An 18,366-nucleotide genomic window follows, 5' to 3' on the forward strand; every position below is an offset into this window, starting at 1 on the left:
TCGGGTATCGGATTACTGGCCGGTAAAACGGGGGGCGCGGCGTTCAACCGAGGCTTGCAGGGCCTCGGCGCCATCCTGGCTGCGGCCACACAACAGGCCGGCGTGGCGCTCGGCTTCCAGCTGTTCAGCCAGCGTGCGCCGGGCACCGTCGCGTATCAGCCGCTTGGTCTGCGCATAGGCGAACGTCGGGCCATTGGCCAGGCGCCCGGCCAACTCGGCCGCCACGGCGGGCAGTTGCTCGTCGGCGCAGACTTCGCTGACCAGCCCAGCCGCCAGGGCACGCTCGGCGCCCCACAGTTCATCGAGGAACAACAAGCGCTTGGCCTGCTCGCTGCCGATCAGCCGTGGCAGGTGCCAGCTGGCGCCGGCATCGGGGCTGTAGCCCATGCTGGTGTAGCCGGCCTTGAAGCGCGCCGAGGCGGCGGCGATGCGCAGGTCGCAGCACAGGCTAAGGTCCATGCCACCGCCCACGGCGGTGCCGTTGATGGCGGCGATGGTGGGTTTGTCGAGGCTGTGCAGGCGCAACATCAGGGCATGGGCAGTTTCGGTCCAGCCATAGCTTTCCAGGGTGCCGGCAGCTTCGGCGGCAGCCCATTCGGCCAGGTCGGCGCCAGCGCAGAAGCTGCGGCCGCTGCCGGTCAGCACCACCACGCGTACGGCGGGGTCGTCGGCATGGCTGTCGAGCAAGGCGTGCAGTTGCTTGAGGGTGGGAATGTCCAGCGCGTTGCGCTGCTCGGGGCGGTTGAGGGTGATCCAGGCAACGCCAGCTTCGACCTTGCTCAACAGTGGCGACGACGGGGTAGTCATGGGGGCCTCGGTGTTGTTGTGATGGTTTTGGAGGGCTTGACGAGGAAGATACTAAACGAGTGTTCAACAAGACGGGATGGGCTGTTACAACTTCGCACAACTCGGTGTTTGGCGTTACACAAGGGCGTTCGTCGTGACGGCTTTATGGCCTGTGAGATCGCGCGCCGCGCGGGCGGTGCTCGATCTCACAGGTGCTGAACATGCAGCGATTGACACCCGCCGGCGACGAGCTGCGGCGTCAAACCCCTGGTGCGCTGGGTGCGAAGGCCCCCTGCCGGCGGCGGTTGACGAAGAAGTACGCCGCATAGCACAGGGCAATGAAGCCAAAGCCCCAATACAGCGACGGTCGTTGGGTTTCATCCAGCGCCAGGAACACGAACAGCGAGCTGCACAGGGTGATGCACAGCAGCGGCACCAGCGGGTACAGCGGCGCCTTGTACTTCAGGTCCTGCAGTTGCCCGCCGTCGCGCAGCCAGGCCTTGCGGAAGCGGTACTGCGCCAGGGCGATGACGATCCAGGTCACGGTGCCGGACATACCGCTTACCGCCATCAGCACCATGAACAGCGTGTCAGCCGCAACGAAGCTGGTCATCAGCGAAATCAGCGCAAAGCACAGGGTGATGCTGAGCGCCCGCAGCGGCACGCCACGCTTGCTCAGCGGCGACAGGCTTTTCGGTGCCATGCCAGTCTTGGACATGGCCCAGAGGATGCGCGTGGAGGCATACAACCCGGAGTTGCCCACCGAGAGGATGGCCGTGAGGATGACGAAGTTCATCAAGTCGGCGGCGTAAGGGATGCCGACCATATCGAACACCTGCACGAACGGGCTTTCCATCAGCCCGGCCTGCTCGTGCGGCACAATGGCCGACAGCACGGCAATCGCCAGCACATAGAAGATCAGCACGCGGAACACCACATTGCGCACCGCCCGCGGGATGCTTTTTTCCGGGTGCTCGGTCTCACCAGCCGCCACCCCCATGATTTCGCAACCCTGGAAGGCATAGACCACGGTCATCATCACCGCGAACACTGCCGACAGGCCGTGGGGGAACAGCGATTCGCCCACCAGGTTGTTCAGCATCGGTGCGGGTGCCCCGCTGCTCAGGGGGATGGCACCGAAGATCACCAGCAGGCCAATGACGATGAAGCCGAGGATGGTTGCCACCTTGATGCCCGAGAACCAGTACTCAGCCTCGCCAAAGGCACGCGTGGCCAGGGCGTTGAGGCCGAACAGCACCACCACGAACAGCGCCGACCAGTACCAGATCGGCACCTCCGGGAACCAGCGGGTCATCAGCATGCCGGCAGCGGTGAACTCCAGGCCTACGGTGGTGGCCCAGCTCATCCAGTACACCCAGCCGATCATGAAGCCGGTGGCCGGGCCAATGTACTTGGTGGCGTGGGCCTGGAACGAACCGGACACCGGCATCTGCACCGACAGCTCACCCAGGCAGACCATCACCAGGTACATCAGCAAGCCCGCGACCAGGTAAGCCAGGATCGCGCCCACCGGCCCACCCTGATTGATGGTTACGCCCGAGCCCATGAACAGGCCGGTTCCAATAACCCCACCCAGCGACAGCATGAAGATGTGTCGGCTTTTCAGGGCGCGGGTGAGCTGGATCTTTTCAACGTTGTCAGTCATGGCGCACCTCACCATTGCGGCAGGTACGTGTGGCGATGCGAACGAGGGGCTGAGCGCTACGGCATGTCATTATTCTTGTCTCCAATAAGCCTCATGGACCGTGTGCAACACGGTTGCCATGGATTATTGGAAACGGATGTAAGACGCCGTTGTACGAACGGATCGAAGATGTAAAAAGTCGTAAGTTTTTTGTACGTCAGCTCTGGATCAACTGTTCCAGGGTCGCACGGGCCTGGCCGAGCTGGCTTGCCAGTGGCTCGGCCAGTGCGTTCAGCGCCTGCCCATCATGCTGGCGGGCGGCGTCTTCCAGGCGTCGCAACAGCGCAGCCAGGCCAGAAAAACCCAGGGAGTCGCAACTGCCGGCCAGGCGATGGGCCAGGTGCAGCACCTCGGTAAAGTCCTGGGCCGGCAGCGCCTCGGCCAACGCCGTGGCGTGCTGCTCCAGTGACTGGCGCAACACATTCAGCAGGCCCTGCAGCTTCTGCTCGCCCAGCAGCGAGCGGTGGGTGGCCAGCAGCGACCAGTCCATGTTTGCGTCAATACCGGCCTCTTCAGTCGGCGTTGCGTCGGCCAGCGCCTGGCGCAGGTTGGCCAGCCGCAGGGGCTTGGCCAGCACACCTTGCATGCCGGCTTCCAGATAATCCGACAGTTGCCCCGGTTGCACGCCAGCGGTCAGCGCCACTATCCGGCTGTGGTGGTTAGGCCCGGGGGTGGCGCGAAGCTGCCGGCACAGTTCCACCCCGCTCATGCCGGGCAGGTGAACGTCCAGCAGGATCAGGTCGAAGCGCCGCTGTGCGCACAACTGCAGGGCCTGCCCGGCATCCTCGGCAAAGCTCACCCGGTGGCCATCGCGCACCAGCAGGCCGCTCGCCACCTCACGGTTCAGCGCGACGTCCTCGACCACCAGGATATCCAGGCTGGCGCTGACCGACTGGGCTGGGGTATTAGCCGCAACCGGCTGCCCAAGGGCGATGTCGAGTTCGAACCAGAAGCAGCTGCCCTGCCCTTGTACACTGTCCAGGCCAATGCAGCCCCCCAGCTTTTCCACCAGGTGCTTGCAGATCGCCAATCCCAGACCGGTGCCGCCGTAGCGGCGTGCCACGGCCTCGCTGGCCTGGACGAAGCGGTCGAAGATTTTTGCCTGTACGGCCGGCTCGATGCCGATGCCGTTGTCACTGACCGACAGCCGCAGGCGCTGCGTGGTCGCATCGCTGACCAGCACCTGCACCTTGAGCCGCACCTGGCCGTGCTCGGTGAATTTGATGGCATTGGCCAGCAGGTTGCTGAGCACCTGACGCAGGTACTGCTCGGCGCCGTGCTGGTAACCGGCTAATTGCTCATCAATCTCCAGATGCAGTGTGTCGCCGTTGTCCGCGGCCATGGGTTCGAGCAGCGCCAGCACTTCCTGGCACAACTGGCGCAGCGAAAAACCGACCAGCTCGGCGCGGCTCTCACCTTCTTCGAGCCGGGCGAAATACAGCACTTCGTTGAGAATCGCCAACAGCCCCTCGCCGGCCTTGTACAAGGCTTCCAGGCGCTGACGGTCGGCCGCTTCCAGCCCGCCACCGCGTAGCAGCTCGGCCATGCCCAGGATACCGTTGAGCGGGGTGCGCAGTTCGTGGCTCATGGTCGCCAGGAAGCGTGACTTGGCCAGGTTGGCGGCCTCGGCGTCATCCTTGGCCCGGGCCAGGCTGGCGGTACGTCGTTCGACCATGGCCTGTAGTTCGTCGCGCTTGTCTTGCAACGCCAGGCGGTCGCGTTCGCGGCGTTCAATGTCGCTGAGGATGGCGCGGCGCATATCGTCCAGGGCATTGGCCACCGTGTCGATCTCGTCAGGGCGCGATGAACGGCGGCGCCCCAGGCGCAACGGTTCCTGCCATTGGCCGGCGCCAATACGCCGGGCGAACTCGGCCATCACTTGCAGATGGCGGGTGACCAGGCGATAGAACAGCCCCGACAGCGCCACTGCCAGGCCACACAGGAACACGCCCATCCACAGCAGGCTGGCAAGGCCGGTGGCATACAACCGATGGTGCACCGCACCCAAGTCGATACTCACTTCAAGCTCACCCAGGTGCCTGGCGGGGCCCGAGGGGGGCTGATAATCCAGGGGGAAGCGCTCGATGCGCAGCGGCCCCTTGGGTTCGGCCTCCCCTCGCAGCAGTTGAAAATCATCGCTAACCAAGCGCACCCGGGCCACGTCGGAAAAATCCACCAGGCCGCGCAATTGCGTATCCAGCTGCGCCTCGTCCAAGTCCCACAGGCTGCGCTCCAGGCTGGCGAGGTAGCCTGCGCGGATCAACGCCATGCGCGCCTCGATGTCGCGCATCTCGCGGCGGTATTCGAAATACAGCTGCACGCTACTGGCCAGTACGGTAAAGCACAGGCTGAACAACAGGATGAACCGCAGCAGGCGGCGCAGCAGGCCATCGGTGTGCAGGCGAATCATCGGGCATCTGCCGGCAGGTTGATCATGTCGCGGTAGGTAACCTCGCTCTGCTCCAGCCAGCGCGCGATCTCGCCAGCCTGGTTCATGCGCCGCAACTGCGCGTCGATTTCGTCCATGTGCTGGCTCAGGGGTGATTGCCGCGATACGGCTACCCGCAGGTAGTCCACGCTCAGCGCGCTGGGCAATACGCGGATGTCCTGCGCGCCGGGCAGGTGCTCGATGAACAGTTGGCCGGTGCGCCGCTCCTGGATCACGTAGTCGATGCGCCCGCGGATCAGCTTGCCGAAGTTCTGCTGGCTGGAAGACACCCGCTCGATGTTCTGATGCCGGGCGACGAAGCGGTCGAATTCGGCGCCGTAGCTTTCGCCGTACAACAGGCCGCCACGGTAACCCGCCAGGTCCTCCAGCTGCTGGAACTGCACCGGCCGCTTGCGGTTGTAGAACACGGCCACTTCCTCGCGCACCACCGGCTCCGTGGAAAAACGCATGCGCTGGTCACGCTGGTCGCTGTTGTAGGCCAGGACCACGTCCACCCGCCCGGCGGCGGCGTCCATCAGGCAGCGCTTCCAGTTGCCCAGCACCACGGTTTGCACCTCGTAGCCCATGCGCGCGAACAGTTCACGCACCACGGTTGGGGCCAGGCCGCGCACCTGGTGGCCGTCGCTCCAGGAAATGGGCGGGTACACCGGGTAGTCACAGTAACGCACCGGCTCACTGGCACTGGCGTGCAGGGTGGGCAACGTCAAGGCCAGCGCCAATCGCCAGGCGCGATGAATCATGCTGCCACGCTGGCAGTGAACAGGTAGCCGGTGCCGTGAATGGTGATGATCAACTGCGGTTCGGCCGGGTCGTCATGCAGCTTGCGCCGCAGGCGGCCGACCAGCACGTCGATGGAGCGGTCGTTGGGCACCCACTCGCGGTTGCGAATCTGGTCCATCAACTGGTCGCGGCTGAGGGTGTGGCCGCTGTTGCGCAGGAACACGCTGAGCAACTGGAACTCGCCGTGGGTCAGCAGGGTTTGCCCGCCACGGGCGTCGATCAGGCGCCGGCGGTCGGTATCCAGCGCCCAGTCGGCGAACTGCTTCAGCGATTGCGCGCAGGCCGGGGCGGGGTGCGCCTCGCGGGCATGGCGCACGCGGCGGATCAGGTTTTTCGCCCGGGACACCAGCTCGCGGGGGTTGAGTGGTTTGATCACGTAGTCATCTGCACCGCATTCCAGGCCAACGATGCGGTCTATGTCGTCATTGCGTCCGGTGACGAGGATGATGCCAACCTCCGAGCGCACCCGCAGTTCGCGGGTCAGGGTGAGGCCGTCCTTGCCGGGCAGGCGGATGTCCAGCAGCACCAGGTCGACATCCTGGCTGGCAAGCAGGGCTTCGGCCCTTTCCGCGGTGTCGGCGCAGTGTACGTCGTAGCCCTCCTGGGACAGGTAGGCCTGCAGCAAGTCACGAATAAGCGGATCGTCATCGACGATCAATACCCGAGGCGTCATTGCGTGTTGTCTCTTTTTATTGGTGTTGTTCTACACACTCGCGACAGCAGCGTACTCGTTACTGAACAGGTGATCAACAGCCCTCGGGCAGGCTGAAGCGCCTCCGGCCGCCGGCCTGCAGGCCGTCGACCCACGCCTCGCAGATGATCACGCCCTGCTCGGGGCTGAAGGTGCCGGGGTTCAGGCCCGACTCCAGCCACAGGCCGTCGAGCAAGGCGCTCAGGCTGATGGCCGCCAGGTCGGCATCGAAGCCCTGCCAGCCCTCCTCCTCGGCCAGTCTGGCCAGTAGCCGGCCAAGTTCGTTGCGGTACTCGCCGTAGGAGTGGTCGTGCACCTGGTTGATCGCGTCGGCGGTCTTCACCGCGCCCCAGAAGGCCAGCCAGGCATCGAGCAATTGCGGGTCGAGCAGCTCGGCGCAGAACGAGGCACGGAAGAACGCCGACAACCGCTCGCGGGCATTGGGCGCAGCTTGGGCCATGGCCTCGCGCAACAAACCCATCACCCGACCGGTGACGGCCATGTAAGCCTCTGCCACCAGTTCGTCCTTGCCCGCGTAATGGTGGCTGATCAGCCCGACCGAGACCCCGGCCTCGGCCGAGATCTTGCGGATTGAAGCCCCCTGGAAACCATGGCGCTTGAGGCACACCAGGGTCGCCTCGACCAGGTTGGCTTTGCGCAGTTCCGGCAGCATGCGGTGGTAGCGGGCTTCCTGAGTCATCGGTGGGTCTCTGGTTAGGGGCTGGACTGAACGACTGTACAACAAGCCGGACTGCGTGATAAACCCTAAGCGCCACTGCCCGGCAGGGCCCCCTCACAACAACAAAAGCGGCTGCCATGAACGACCTGATCACACGCGAGCTGGACCAAGGCCTGCTGACCCTGGCCTTCAACCGCCCCGACAAGCTCAATGCCCTGAACACTGCCATGTACCAGCTGCTGGGCGACCTGTTGCTGGCGGCAGGTGAAGACCCCGCTGTCGATGCCATCATCATCACCGGTGGGCCGCACTGCTTCAGCGCTGGCAACGACCTTCGCGACTTCCTCGACAACCCACCCAGCGACCTGGACAGCCCGGTGTTCCGCCTGATGCGGGTGGTCATGGGCCTGGACAAGCCGCTGATCGCAGCGGTCAGTGGTGCGGCGATCGGCATCGGGGCCACCCTGTTGCTGCACTGCGACCAGGTGCTGGTCAGCCGCTCGACCAAGCTGCGCATGCCTTTCGCGCCGCTGGGTGTGTGCCCGGAGTTTGGTTCCAGCCTGCTGCTACCGCGTGTGCTTGGCCAGGCCAGGGCGGCACGCTTGCTGCTGACCAATGCATTGCTGGATGGCGAACAGATGCTGGCCTGGGGGCTGGCCAATGAGCTGCATGAAAACGGCGAACAGTGCCTGGACGCTGCCCGCACGCTGGCGCGGCAGCTGCAAGGCTACCCGCAGGCGGCACTGCGGATCAGCAAGCGGCTGCTCAAGGACAGCCAGCGGGCGGAGCTGGAGGCCACGGTGGCGCGGGAAAGCCGACTGTTCATCGAATGCCTGCGTACTGAAGAAGCGCGGGCCGTGCTGCGAGGGCTGATCAAGGGTTGAAGGGGCTGGCGCGATCTTCATGGGCGCAACTGTCTTGCGCAAACGTTGTTGCACTAGTACCCGGTCATCTCCAGATACCCGCGCCCGCCCGCACTCCCGTTCAAGCGTACCGGCCCTTCCCAATACGGGAACCGTGTCTGCATCCACGCCTGCGGCTCAACGGCATCGACCTGCACATCCACCCCATGCTCCGGCACTTGCACCCGCCAACGCGTGGGCACCTGCTTGCCGTTTTTCTGCGCAGACCAGGCCAGGGCCTGCAGCTGGATCTGTGCGGCGTCCAGTGCCATCACGTCCCCTTGTGGCCCTACCCAGGTCCCGGCGCGATACGGTTCCCCGTGGGCCTCCCGTACCTGGAACAGCATCAGCTTGGCGCCACTGTCCAGGTGCAGGGAAAACCAGTCCCAGCCGGTCTGCCCGGGCGCCAGCGGCTGACTGCTCCATTCCCGGTCCAGCCAGGCCTGCCCGGTAACCGCGATGCACAGGCTGCCACGCTGGACCTGCCCCTGGACCTGGTAGAACGGCTGGCTGTAATAGTACGAAGCCTGGCCCTTGCCTGATTTTTCGCTGTAGCCCTGCTCACCATGCAGCACCAAGGGAAGATCGCTGTGCAACTGCAAGTCATAGCGAAAACCTTCGCCACTTGCGACCATCTGCAGGTCTTCAATGCCGCCCCGGCCCTGTAACACCCAGTCATTGATCCATGCGCGAAACGGCTGGGCCTGCGCGCCGGCCTGGCCGACACCACCCCGCGCCAGGGTTTCAGCAGCCTGATGGCCACCCGGCCCGGTCAGTGCTGCATGCCCCATCCAGAGGTTCGGGCTGTTCCAGTCGGTGGTCTCCAGGCCGGGGCGCAGGGCAGAGCGGAACAGTGTCCACTGGGCGCCCCAATCTCGGCCCTGGGCGTCCTTGAGGTTAGCGGTGACATACCACCACTCGATACGAAAGCCGTCGTGGGGACCGTGGTCATGCGGGAATACCAGACGATGATCGCGGGTCACCTGGCTAAACTCGCCAGCCTGCTGCCCGAGCCCGGCATAGCTCTGCGGTGCTGGCTGATCACAACCGCACAACAACAACCCGGTCAGCAACAGCCACGCATTAAGCTTCATCGGCCAACGGCCTCAACAGTTCGCGCGGCTGGCGGCGCGCCAGTTGCCACAGCGGCCAGGCGCAGGCCAGCAGGCTGGTGAACATGCCCAGCACGGTCAACTGCAGCAGTTGCATGGGGAACACATACAGCGGTAAGCGCCAGCCGAAGGCCTGCACGTTCACCACTGCGACCAGGCACCAGGCCAGCAACAGCCCAAGCGGGATTGCCAGCAACACGGTGAAGCTGCTTAGCATGAGTGTCTGCCCCAGGCTCAGCCAGACCAGTTGCATGCGCCGCACCCCCAGCGCCCACAGCGGTGCCAACTGGCCCAGCCGGGCCTGGCCCAGGGTCAGCAGGTTGATGAACAACGCCACACCAGCCACGCCAAGGGTAAGGCTGTTGAGGGCTGCGGTGGCGGCAAAGGTGCGGTTGAAAACGTCGGTTGACCAGCGTTTCAGGCGCGCCTGCTCGACCACCCGGCTGTCATCCAGGGCAAAGTGCTGTTGCAGCGCGGCCTTGAGCACCGGCACCCGTTCAGCGCTCAGGTCGACACTCAAGCCGGCCAGGGTTGCCTGTGGCCAGTGGGCGCGCAACCAGCCGGCATTGACCAGTACATGCCCCTTGGGGTTGCCGTAATCGGCGTAGATCCCGACCACGGGCAAGGCTGGCGTGTCTGCGGGCAGCTTCAGGCTGTCGCCCAGTTGCAGGTTCAGTCGCCTGGCCAACTGCTCACTGAGCATCACGCCTTGTCCGCTGGCCAGTTGCTGCCAGGCGCGCGAATGCTGTTCCAGCAATGGCCAGCGCGTTCGATAGGCGGGGTGATCGACAATGCCCTGCACTTGCACCGGCCAACCTTGCAGCTGCATGTCTGCACGCCAGCCGGGCAGGACCACGCTGGCCCCGGGCTGCTGCTTGAGCCACTCGATTATCTGCAAGCCTTGGGCCGTGTCCCGCGGGGTGACATACAGGTCGGCGGAGAGGCGCAGGTCAAGCCAACCGACAAACGTCTTGCGAAAACCCTCGGTCATGCTGCCCACGCCAACACTGGCAGCCAGCGCCAGCAAAAGGGCGACCAACGCCAGGCTCAAGGCTGGCAGCTGCTGGCGGCTGTCAGCCACGAACCATTGCGCCAATGGCCGGTGGCAACGACGCGCCAGCCAGGCCAGTACCCGATCGAGCAACGCCGGCAACAGCAGCGCCGCCGCCAGCAACAACCCTGCCAGCATGCCGAACGCGCTAAGCAGGCCAGCCCCGAATACACCACAGCCCAAGGCCAGCAACAGCAGCAGGCCCGCTAGCAAAGCCTGCCGTTGCAACCACGGCCCCTGCGCCAGTCGCCAGGCCTGGGGTTGCGCCAGCGCCAGCAAAGGCAATCGGGCAGCGCGCATTACACTTTGCAGGCCGGCCAGCAATGCCCCGAGTACACTCACCAGCACACCCAGCAGCCACCACCCCGCCGGCAGGCTCAACGTGCCGGCGACCTGGGCGCCATACAGACCACGCAGGCTGGCGGCCACGTCGGGCAACAGCCACGCGGCCAATGCGTAACCACTGACCACCCCGGCCAGCCCACCCACTGCCGCGAACAGGCCCAGCTCCAGCACCAGGGCACCCAGCAGGGTCTTCAGGCTGATGCCGCACGCGCGCAGGTTGCGGATCAGCCCACGGCGCTGCTCCAGCGCCAGACCGATCGCGGCGTGGGCAATGAACAAGCCGACAACGAACGCCAGCAGGCCGAGGGCGGTCAGGTTGAGGTGGAAACTGTCGGTGAGGCGCTGCAAGCCGCCATCGTCCTGCCGCGGCTGCAGTTCAAGGTGGCGGGCAATATCCGCAGGCAACGGCCCGGGCGTATCAGCCAGCAGCAGACGAGACAACTGCCCCGGTGCGTTCAGCAACGTCTGCGCGTGGCCGATGTCCACCACGATGACCCCGGGTGCCAACGCAGGCTGCAAAACCAAAGGCGGCAGCAACTGCCCTTCACTGTCGCGGGTCGGCTGCCCGGGGCTTTTGTTCAGTTGACGCAAGGTGTCTGGCCCAACCCAGGCTTGCCCGGGCGTGCCGATGAACGCTTGCAGGTCGAATGCCTGCACCTGCACCCCGGCAACGCTGCTGGCAGGCGGCAGGCTCAACGGCTCGATGCCGATCAGTCGCACACTGCGTGCGGGCTCGCCCGGCAAGCGCAAGCGCCCTTCCAGCACCGGCGAAACAGCCCAGCCCTGCCTGCGCAGTTTCACGTACAACGCCTGATCGAAGCGCTCGCCATTGCGCGCGATCAGTTGCGCCTGCAGCGGCCCGGTCAATACCGCGCTGGCCCGGGCATAGTCGCTGCGTGCCTGGCTGTTCAATGCCTGCACACCGGTCCACAAGGCCGTGGCCAGCCACAGGCCAGTGAAGATGCTGAAGCACTGCACACGATGGCGCCGCCAGTGGCTGAGCAGCGCCAACAGGGCCAGCGACAAAAGCTTCATCAGCCCTGCTCGGGCCGCACACGGCCGGCCTGCAGGTAGCAACGGTGCTGCAAACGCGCCGCCAGCCGCGGGCTGTGGGTCACCATCAGTACCCCGCTGCCGGCTTCGGCGACCAACTGCAGCAACAAACTCAGCACCTCGTCACTGCTGGCTTCATCGAGGCTGCCGGTCGGTTCGTCAGCCAACAGCCAGGCCGGGCGCCCGGCAAGTGCACGGCCGATGGCGACCCGCTGCTGCTGGCCGCCAGACAGTTGTTCCGGGTAACGCTCAAGCAGGTCCGCCAGGCCCAGGCGCTGCGCCAGGTAAGCCGCCCAATGCGGGTCATGCCGCCCGGCGAGGCGGGCCTGGAACGTAAGGTTCAGGCCCACGTCCAGGCTGCTGATCAGGTTGTACTGCTGAAACACCAGGCCAATCCCCTCCCGCCGCCACTGCGCCAGCGACGCTTCCGAACGGCCATCGAGCGGAACATCGTCGATCAGAATACGGCCGCTGTCCGCTCGGTCCAGGCCAGCCACCAGGTGCAGCAAAGTGCTCTTGCCGCTGCCCGACTCGCCCATCAGCGCCAGGCTGCTGCCCCGCGCCAGGCGCATGTCCACCCCCTGCAATATGGGAAGCGGGCCTTGGGGGGTGGGGAATGATTTGTAGAGTTGTTCGATGGCTAGCATCGAGTGGCCTTGATGGGTGGGGTGTCCCTTTAGGCATAGCAGGTTCGGCCAAGCCTGCTCCTGCACTGGCCGCTTTGATCGATCTCGCCGGTGCCTTCCTGTTCAGACGACGTGCTGCTGCAGCCGCCCCCTCGAATCGCAGGGGCGCCCCTTCAATGGATCCACTAAAAACCGATAATCGCACAGAATCCGCATTAACAAAGCAAAATGCATTGACCATGCCCGCCAGTCGCAGCCTTAATGGATCCATTAAATAAAAACAAAACCCCGGAGAGCCTCCCATGTACCCTAAAAACACCTGGTACGTCGCCTGCACCCCCGACGAAATCGCCACCAAACCCCTGGGCCGGCAGATCTGCGGGGAAAAAATCGTGTTCTACCGCGCCCGCGAGAACCAAGTCGCCGCCGTCGAGGACTTCTGCCCGCACCGCGGCGCACCGTTGTCGTTGGGCTATGTCGAGGACGGCAACCTGGTGTGCGGCTACCACGGCCTGGTGATGGGTTGCGACGGCAAGACCGTGTCGATGCCGGGCCAACGGGTGCGTGGTTTCCCCTGCAACAAGACCTTTGCGGCCGTCGAGCGCTATGGCTTCATCTGGGTCTGGCCCGGTGACCAGGCGCAGGCCGACCCGGCGCTGATTCCGCATCTGGAATGGGCGGTGAGTGATGAGTGGGCCTACGGCGGCGGGCTGTTCCACATCGGTTGCGACTACCGCCTGATGATCGACAACCTCATGGACCTCACCCATGAAACCTATGTGCACGCCTCCAGCATCGGCCAGAAGGAGATCGACGAGGCACCGCCGGTGACCACCGTCACCGGCGACGAAGTGGTCACCGCCCGGCACATGGAAAACATCATGGCGCCGCCGTTCTGGCGCATGGCCTTGCGTGGCAACGGCCTGGCCGACGATGTACCGGTGGACCGCTGGCAGATCTGCCGTTTCACCCCACCTAGCCATGTGCTGATCGAAGTGGGTGTAGCGCATGCCGGCAAGGGCGGCTACCACGCCGAGGCACAGCACAAGGCATCGAGCATCGTCGTCGACTTCATCACCCCAGAAAGCGATACCTCGATCTGGTACTTCTGGGGCATGGCACGCAATTTCGCTGCGCACGACCAGACTCTGACCGACAACATTCGTGAGGGCCAGGGCAAGATTTTCAGCGAAGACCTGGAAATGCTCGAACGCCAGCAGCAGAACCTGCTGGCCCACCCCGAGCGCAACTTGCTGAAGCTGAACATCGATGCCGGCGGCGTGCAGTCACGCAAAGTGCTGGAGCGGATCATCGCCAAAGAGCGTGCGCCGCAGCCGCAACTGATCGCCACCAGCGCCACCCCTGTCTGAGGAACAGCCGACATGATCGATGCCGTAGTGGTATCCCGTAACGATGAAGCGCAGGGAATCTGCAGCTTCGAGCTGGCAGCGGCAGATGGCAGCCTGCTGCCGGCGTTCAGCGCCGGCGCCCATATCGACGTGCACCTGCCCGACGGGCTGGTGCGCCAGTATTCGCTGTGCAACCACCCCGAAGAACGCCATCGCTATCTGATAGGCGTGCTCAACGACCCGGCTTCGCGGGGCGGCTCACGTAGCCTGCACGAGCAGGTGCAGGCCGGTGCCCGGCTGCGTATCAGTGCGCCGCGCAACCTGTTCCCGCTGGCCGAGGGGGCGCAGCGCAGTGTGCTGTTTGCCGGCGGCATCGGCATTACCCCAATCCTGTGCATGGCCGAGCAGCTGTCCCACTGCGGCCAGGCCTTCGAGCTGCACTACTGTGCCCGCTCCAGCGAGCGGGCGGCGTTTGTCGAGCGGATCCGCAGCGCGCCGTTCGCTGATCGGCTGTTCGTGCATTTTGACGAGCAGCCGGAAACGGCGCTGGACATCGCCCAGGTGCTGGGCAACCCGCAAGCTGATGTGCACCTGTATGTGTGCGGGCCGGGCGGGTTCATGCAGCATGTGCTGGACAGCGCGAAGGGCTTGGGCTGGGAGGAGGCCAACCTGCACCGCGAGTACTTCGCCGCAGCACCGGTGGATGCCAGCAACGATGGCAGTTTCTCGGTGCAGGTGGGCAGCACGGGCCAGGTGTTCGAGGTGCCAGCCGACCGGACCGTGGTGCAGGTGCTGGAAGAGAACGGTATCGAGATCGCCATGTCGTGCGAGCAGGGTATTTGCGGCACCTGCCTGACACGCGTGCTGCAGGGCACACCGGACCATCGCGATCTGTTTCTCACTGAAGAGGAACAGGCCCTGAACGATCAGTTCACGCCCTGCTGCTCGCGCTCGAAGACGCCACTGCTGGTGCTGGACATCTGACCCGGCTTACGACGAGGGCAGGATGACTTTCATGCCCGCGTCCGCCGCTGCCCCACCAAAGGTTTCGGCATAGCGCAAGGTGGCATTGGCGTGCTCGCGCATGATCGCTTCGGCGCGGGCACCCTGGCGGTTGACCAGGGCGTCGAACACGGCGTGGTGCTGCATGTGGGCGAAGTTGAAGCGCCGGTACTCGCGAGCCAGATCATGGCGGTCCACCGCCAGTGCGGTAACCGAGGCGAATGGCAGGTGGTCGTTGCGCGCCAGGGCAACGGCAATGGCCGGGTTGTGGCTGGCGTCGATGATCACCTGATGAAAGCGCATGTTCAGGTCGTGATAGACCTGCAAGTCGTCTTCGCTCACAAAGCCCTTGTCGAACAGCTGATCGCCGTCGACCAGGCACTGTTGCAGCGCAGCGCGTGCTTGCACCGACAAGCCACGTTCTGCAGCCTGACGCGCCGCCAACCCCTCCAGCACACCGCGCACCTCGACCGCACCCGCGATGTCATCGGCGCTGACCGAACGCACCTGAAACCCCCGGCCACCAAAGCGCACCAGCAGGCCTTCCTGTTCGAGGGTGCGAAATGCCATGCGCACCGGCATGCGTGAAACGCCGAACAGTTCAGCGGTTGGGACTTCCATCAAGCGCTCGCCGGCCGCCAGCTCGCCTGAAGCGATCATCTTGCGCAACGCAACCAGCACCATCTGACCGGGTTTGCTCATCCAGGCGACTTCCAAAGACATGAGCGGGCATCTTAGCGCAAGCCGTGGGGTTGCTGCTGACCTGTTGTAGGAGCGGGTTTACCCGCGAAGCAGGCGACGCGGTGCATGGCACCGGCTGCGCCGGTGTTCGCGGGTGAACCCGCTCCTACGGGCAGAGCGCGCGCCAAGAAACCAACCTGTCTCGAAACAGGCGCCGTAGATGTAGGAGCGGGTTTACCCGCGAAGCAGGCAACACGGAACATGGCACCGGCTGCGCCGGTGTTCGCGGCTGAACCCGTTCCTACAAGGTCAGCGGGTAGCTGACGATCAGTCGCGTCTGGTCGAAGTCGCTGTTGAAGCTGCGCCGGTTGGTCGCGTTGTTCAGCCGGATGTTGAGGTTCTTCAAAAACCCGCTCTGGAAGGTGTAGTTCACCTCGGTATCGCGCTCCCACTCCTTGCCATTGCTGCCCGCCGCCGTGGTGGCGTTCTCGCCATGCCCGTACCGCACCATGGCCAGCAGCCCTGGCACACCGAGCGCGGCAAAGTTGTAGTCGTAACGCACTTGCCACGAACGCTCGTCAGCATTGCTGAAGTTGCCGTTGAACATGTCGTTGCCCAAGGTTCGCCCACTGCTGCCGTACACCGACATCCACTGACTGTCGCCACTGACCTTCTGCAACCCCAGGTACAGCGTGTGGCCACTGTGCGAAGCTGACAACAAGGCGTAGCCGGTGCGGCTCTGGATGTCGCCGATGCGCGCCTGTCCGTCATCCCGGTCGATGAAGTAGCCAAGGTTGGCCCCCAACGTCCACTCCCCTACCCGCTGACTGTGCAGCAGGTTGAAGTAGCTTTGCTGGTAGATGTCCTCCAACTGCGAGTGCCAGGCGCCGATCAGTGTTCGCTGCTGGTTGAAGCGGTACTCGGCGCCGGCGTAGTTGAAGCCGTCCGAGGTGACCCCGGGCGCGGCCCAGGCAGACAGGTCCTGCATGTCCGAAGAGTGGCGCAGGCTCACCTCGCGGTACTGGCCGGCCTGCAGGCTCAGGCCTTCGATTTCCCGCGAGTCGAGCATGGCACCACGGAAAGTCTGCGGTAGCAGGCGGCCATCGTCGTAACGCAGCAGTGGAATATCCGGCAACAACTCCCCCACCTTCAGCTCGGTCGCAGACATACGCAGCTTCGCCGCCAGCCCGGCCCGACCGTAGTCGTCGGCCGCTCGCCCGTCATCGTGCACCGGCAACAGTTCTGAGCCGCTGGTACCGCCGCCGCTGTCCAGCTTCACGCCGAACAGGGCGATACCGTCCAGGCCAAAACCGATCAGCCCCGGGGTGTAGCCCGAGCTGAACTTGAAGATGAAACCCTGGGCCCATTCTTCAACCTTGCCCTTGGCGGCCCCCGGGTCGCGGAAATCGCGGTTGAAGTAGTAGTTGCGCAGTGTCAGCCCACCCTTGGCATCTTCAAAGAAGCCCCCCTCTTGCGCCCAGGCCGGCAAACCAAGGCCAAACGCCAGCGAAACTGCCAGGACCGAACGGGCCAGCGTACAAGTTGTGTCCATCATTATTATTGTTCTCCGCGTTCAATAGGCGCAGCAGACCGCCCCAGGCCAGCATGACCCGGAGCAGTAAGTTGCATTCAGATACCCGGCCAGGCCGGGTTGCACTCAGTGGCTCAGTGCATCAGCAGACAAGGCAGACGCAGGCTTGGCCGTTGGGCGCAACAGCAGCAGGCAACCCGCGGCAAGCACGAACACGCTGGCGAACACGCCATACAGATGCAGGGGTTGCCAGCCACCATCGAGCAGCACGCCAGCCACGGTCGGCGACAGGATTGCGCCCATGCGGCCGATGCCGATCCCCCAACCCACGCCGGTGGCGCGTACCGATGCGTCATAGACCACCGGCGACAAGGCATACAGCCCAGCCACGCAGCCGTTGGAAAACAGCCCGATCAGCAGGCCCAACGCCAGCGCCGCAGTGACCGAGGCGCCATTGGCCACGAACAGCACCAGCAGCGCGGCGGTAATGAGCATGAACAACGCCAGCACGCGCGTCAGTGGCCAGCGCGAAGCCAGGCCGCCGATCAGCGCCGCGCCAAGGATGCCGCCCACGCTCAACAGCACCCCGCCGGTGATGCCTTGCTGGGCCGACAAGCCGGCGGCCACCAACAGTTTCGGCGTCCAGCTCATGACGAAGTAGAAGCCGAACATGACCAGGAAGAACAGCAACCAGATCACCAGCGTGGTGCGGCGCATGGCCGGCGCCAGCAGCTGCTTGAAACCCCTGCTGGCACCTTCTGCCCGTGCGGCAACAGCCGGCAGTTGCGCCAATGCCGGCTGGCCGAGGCGTACGGCCAGGCGGTTGACCCGGGCCAGCGCATTGGCCGGCCGGCGTGCCAGCAGAAAGTCCAGCGACTCTGGCAACCACAGCAGTACCAGCGGGATTACCAGTACGGTGACGATGCCGCCAAACAGAAATACCGAGCGCCAGCCCCAATGCCCCAGCAGCCATACCGCCAGCAAACCGCCCAGGGTCGCACCCAGCGCATAGCCAGTGGACTGCAGGCTCACCGCCAAGCCGCGCCAGCGTTTGCTGGCATATTCACTGGCAATCACATTGCTGCTGGCCAGGATGCCACCGATGCCCAGCCCGGTCAGGCCACGCAGCAGCGCCAGTTGCAGCGGGCTCTGGCTCAGTGCCGAGAGCAGCATGCCGATACCGGACAGCGCCAGGCACAGCAGGATCAGCGGGCGTCGGCCAAAGCGGTCAGCCCACGGCGCGATGAACAATGACCCGGCCGCCATACCGAACAAGCCGGCACTGAGCAGAAGCCCTACCTGCGCCCCATTCAGGCCCCACTCGGCAGACACCGAGGCGGCGGTGAAGGCCATGACCAGCACGTCGAAGCCATCGATCATGTTGAGGATGATGCAAATACCAATGGCCAGGCACTGAAAGCGACCCATCGGGTCGTTGTCCAGACGTTGCTTGAGATCGGTATTCATGGGGTCACCTGCCGGCCAGGCTTGGCCACAGGCGAGAGGAACGATGCGCACGCGCAGGCGCAACGGGAGGAACCCTGACGGTTCAGTGCCGCTGGATAGCCATTCATGACTGGACCCTTTTTGTAATTGTTATCGCATACGGCAGGAGGGCTCCGGC

At 64.6% G+C, this 18,366-nt stretch carries 15 protein-coding genes; 3 read left to right on the plus strand and 12 right to left on the minus strand.

The window, feature by feature from the left end; translation table 11 throughout:
* Positions 1 to 12 precede the first annotated feature (12 nt).
* The 6 genes from V6093_RS07315 to V6093_RS07340 form a co-directional block, all read right to left on the minus strand.
* Positions 13 to 807 (minus strand): enoyl-CoA hydratase/isomerase family protein, encoded by a 795-nt coding sequence (locus V6093_RS07315; RefSeq protein ID WP_108079257.1) that lies wholly within the window; start codon positions 805 to 807, stop codon positions 13 to 15.
* 238 nt (positions 808 to 1,045) lie between these two features.
* On the minus strand, positions 1,046 to 2,452 hold the full coding sequence (locus V6093_RS07320; protein ID WP_003256132.1) for an amino acid permease: 1,407 nt from the start codon (positions 2,450 to 2,452) through the stop codon (positions 1,046 to 1,048).
* A 196-nt stretch (positions 2,453 to 2,648) separates the two neighbouring features.
* A complete protein-coding gene (locus V6093_RS07325) occupies positions 2,649 to 4,901 on the minus strand; it encodes an ATP-binding protein (RefSeq protein ID WP_406669751.1) in 2,253 nt (750 codons plus the stop codon).
* Entirely contained in the window at positions 4,898 to 5,680 is a 783-nt protein-coding gene (locus V6093_RS07330) for an ABC transporter substrate-binding protein (protein ID WP_108190630.1), read from the minus strand. The genes V6093_RS07325 and V6093_RS07330 overlap by 4 nt, the downstream gene beginning before the upstream one ends.
* On the minus strand, positions 5,677 to 6,393 hold the full coding sequence (locus V6093_RS07335; RefSeq protein WP_003256139.1) for a response regulator: 717 nt from the start codon (positions 6,391 to 6,393) through the stop codon (positions 5,677 to 5,679). The genes V6093_RS07330 and V6093_RS07335 overlap by 4 nt, the downstream gene beginning before the upstream one ends.
* Before the next feature lie 73 nt (positions 6,394 to 6,466).
* On the minus strand, positions 6,467 to 7,111 hold the full coding sequence (locus V6093_RS07340; RefSeq protein ID WP_003256140.1) for a TetR family transcriptional regulator C-terminal domain-containing protein: 645 nt from the start codon (positions 7,109 to 7,111) through the stop codon (positions 6,467 to 6,469).
* Between the two features lie 116 nt (positions 7,112 to 7,227).
* On the opposite strand from V6093_RS07340, the gene V6093_RS07345 reads away from it, so the two are divergent.
* Positions 7,228 to 7,974 (plus strand): enoyl-CoA hydratase-related protein, encoded by a 747-nt coding sequence (locus V6093_RS07345; RefSeq protein ID WP_003256141.1) that lies wholly within the window; start codon positions 7,228 to 7,230, stop codon positions 7,972 to 7,974.
* A 53-nt stretch (positions 7,975 to 8,027) separates the two neighbouring features.
* Here the strand turns inward: V6093_RS07345 and V6093_RS07350 are convergent, their stop codons facing one another.
* From V6093_RS07350 to V6093_RS07360, 3 genes are read right to left on the minus strand one after another with little or no spacing between them, the layout of a single operon-like run.
* Complete coding sequence (locus V6093_RS07350) at positions 8,028 to 9,086, minus strand: lipocalin-like domain-containing protein (protein ID WP_406669752.1); 1,059 nt, start codon at positions 9,084 to 9,086, stop codon at positions 8,028 to 8,030.
* On the minus strand, positions 9,076 to 11,535 hold the full coding sequence (locus tag V6093_RS07355) for an ABC transporter permease (RefSeq protein WP_406669753.1): 2,460 nt from the start codon (positions 11,533 to 11,535) through the stop codon (positions 9,076 to 9,078). The genes V6093_RS07350 and V6093_RS07355 overlap by 11 nt, the downstream gene beginning before the upstream one ends.
* Entirely contained in the window at positions 11,535 to 12,200 is a 666-nt protein-coding gene (locus tag V6093_RS07360; protein ID WP_019751070.1) for an ABC transporter ATP-binding protein, read from the minus strand. Before V6093_RS07360 ends, V6093_RS07355 begins: the two co-directional genes overlap by 1 nt.
* 281 nt (positions 12,201 to 12,481) lie before the next feature.
* Here V6093_RS07360 and V6093_RS07365 point away from each other — a divergent pair, with 281 nt between their 5' ends.
* Positions 12,482 to 13,549, plus strand: coding sequence for a Rieske 2Fe-2S domain-containing protein (locus V6093_RS07365; RefSeq protein ID WP_406669754.1), 1,068 nt, complete (start codon positions 12,482 to 12,484; stop codon positions 13,547 to 13,549).
* Positions 13,550 to 13,561: 12 nt separating this feature from the next.
* Entirely contained in the window at positions 13,562 to 14,512 is a 951-nt protein-coding gene (locus V6093_RS07370) for a PDR/VanB family oxidoreductase (RefSeq protein WP_047603072.1), read from the plus strand.
* A 6-nt stretch (positions 14,513 to 14,518) separates the two neighbouring features.
* Here V6093_RS07370 and V6093_RS07375 read toward each other — a convergent pair whose 3' ends face one another.
* The 3 genes from V6093_RS07375 to V6093_RS07385 form a co-directional block, all read right to left on the minus strand.
* Positions 14,519 to 15,232, minus strand: a complete 714-nt coding sequence (locus tag V6093_RS07375; protein ID WP_003256147.1) for a GntR family transcriptional regulator — start codon at positions 15,230 to 15,232, stop codon at positions 14,519 to 14,521.
* 280 nt (positions 15,233 to 15,512) lie between these two features.
* Positions 15,513 to 16,766: an OprD family porin gene (locus V6093_RS07380; RefSeq protein WP_179053604.1), complete on the minus strand. Its 1,254-nt coding sequence runs from the start codon at positions 16,764 to 16,766 to the stop codon at positions 15,513 to 15,515.
* Between the two features lie 102 nt (positions 16,767 to 16,868).
* Complete coding sequence (locus V6093_RS07385) at positions 16,869 to 18,209, minus strand: MFS transporter (protein WP_047603075.1); 1,341 nt, start codon at positions 18,207 to 18,209, stop codon at positions 16,869 to 16,871.
* Positions 18,210 to 18,366: the final 157 nt, after the last annotated feature.

The organism is Pseudomonas putida group bacterium ESBL64 (genome assembly GCF_045277175.1).
GTDB classification, from domain to species: domain Bacteria; phylum Pseudomonadota; class Gammaproteobacteria; order Pseudomonadales; family Pseudomonadaceae; genus Aquipseudomonas; species Aquipseudomonas alloputida.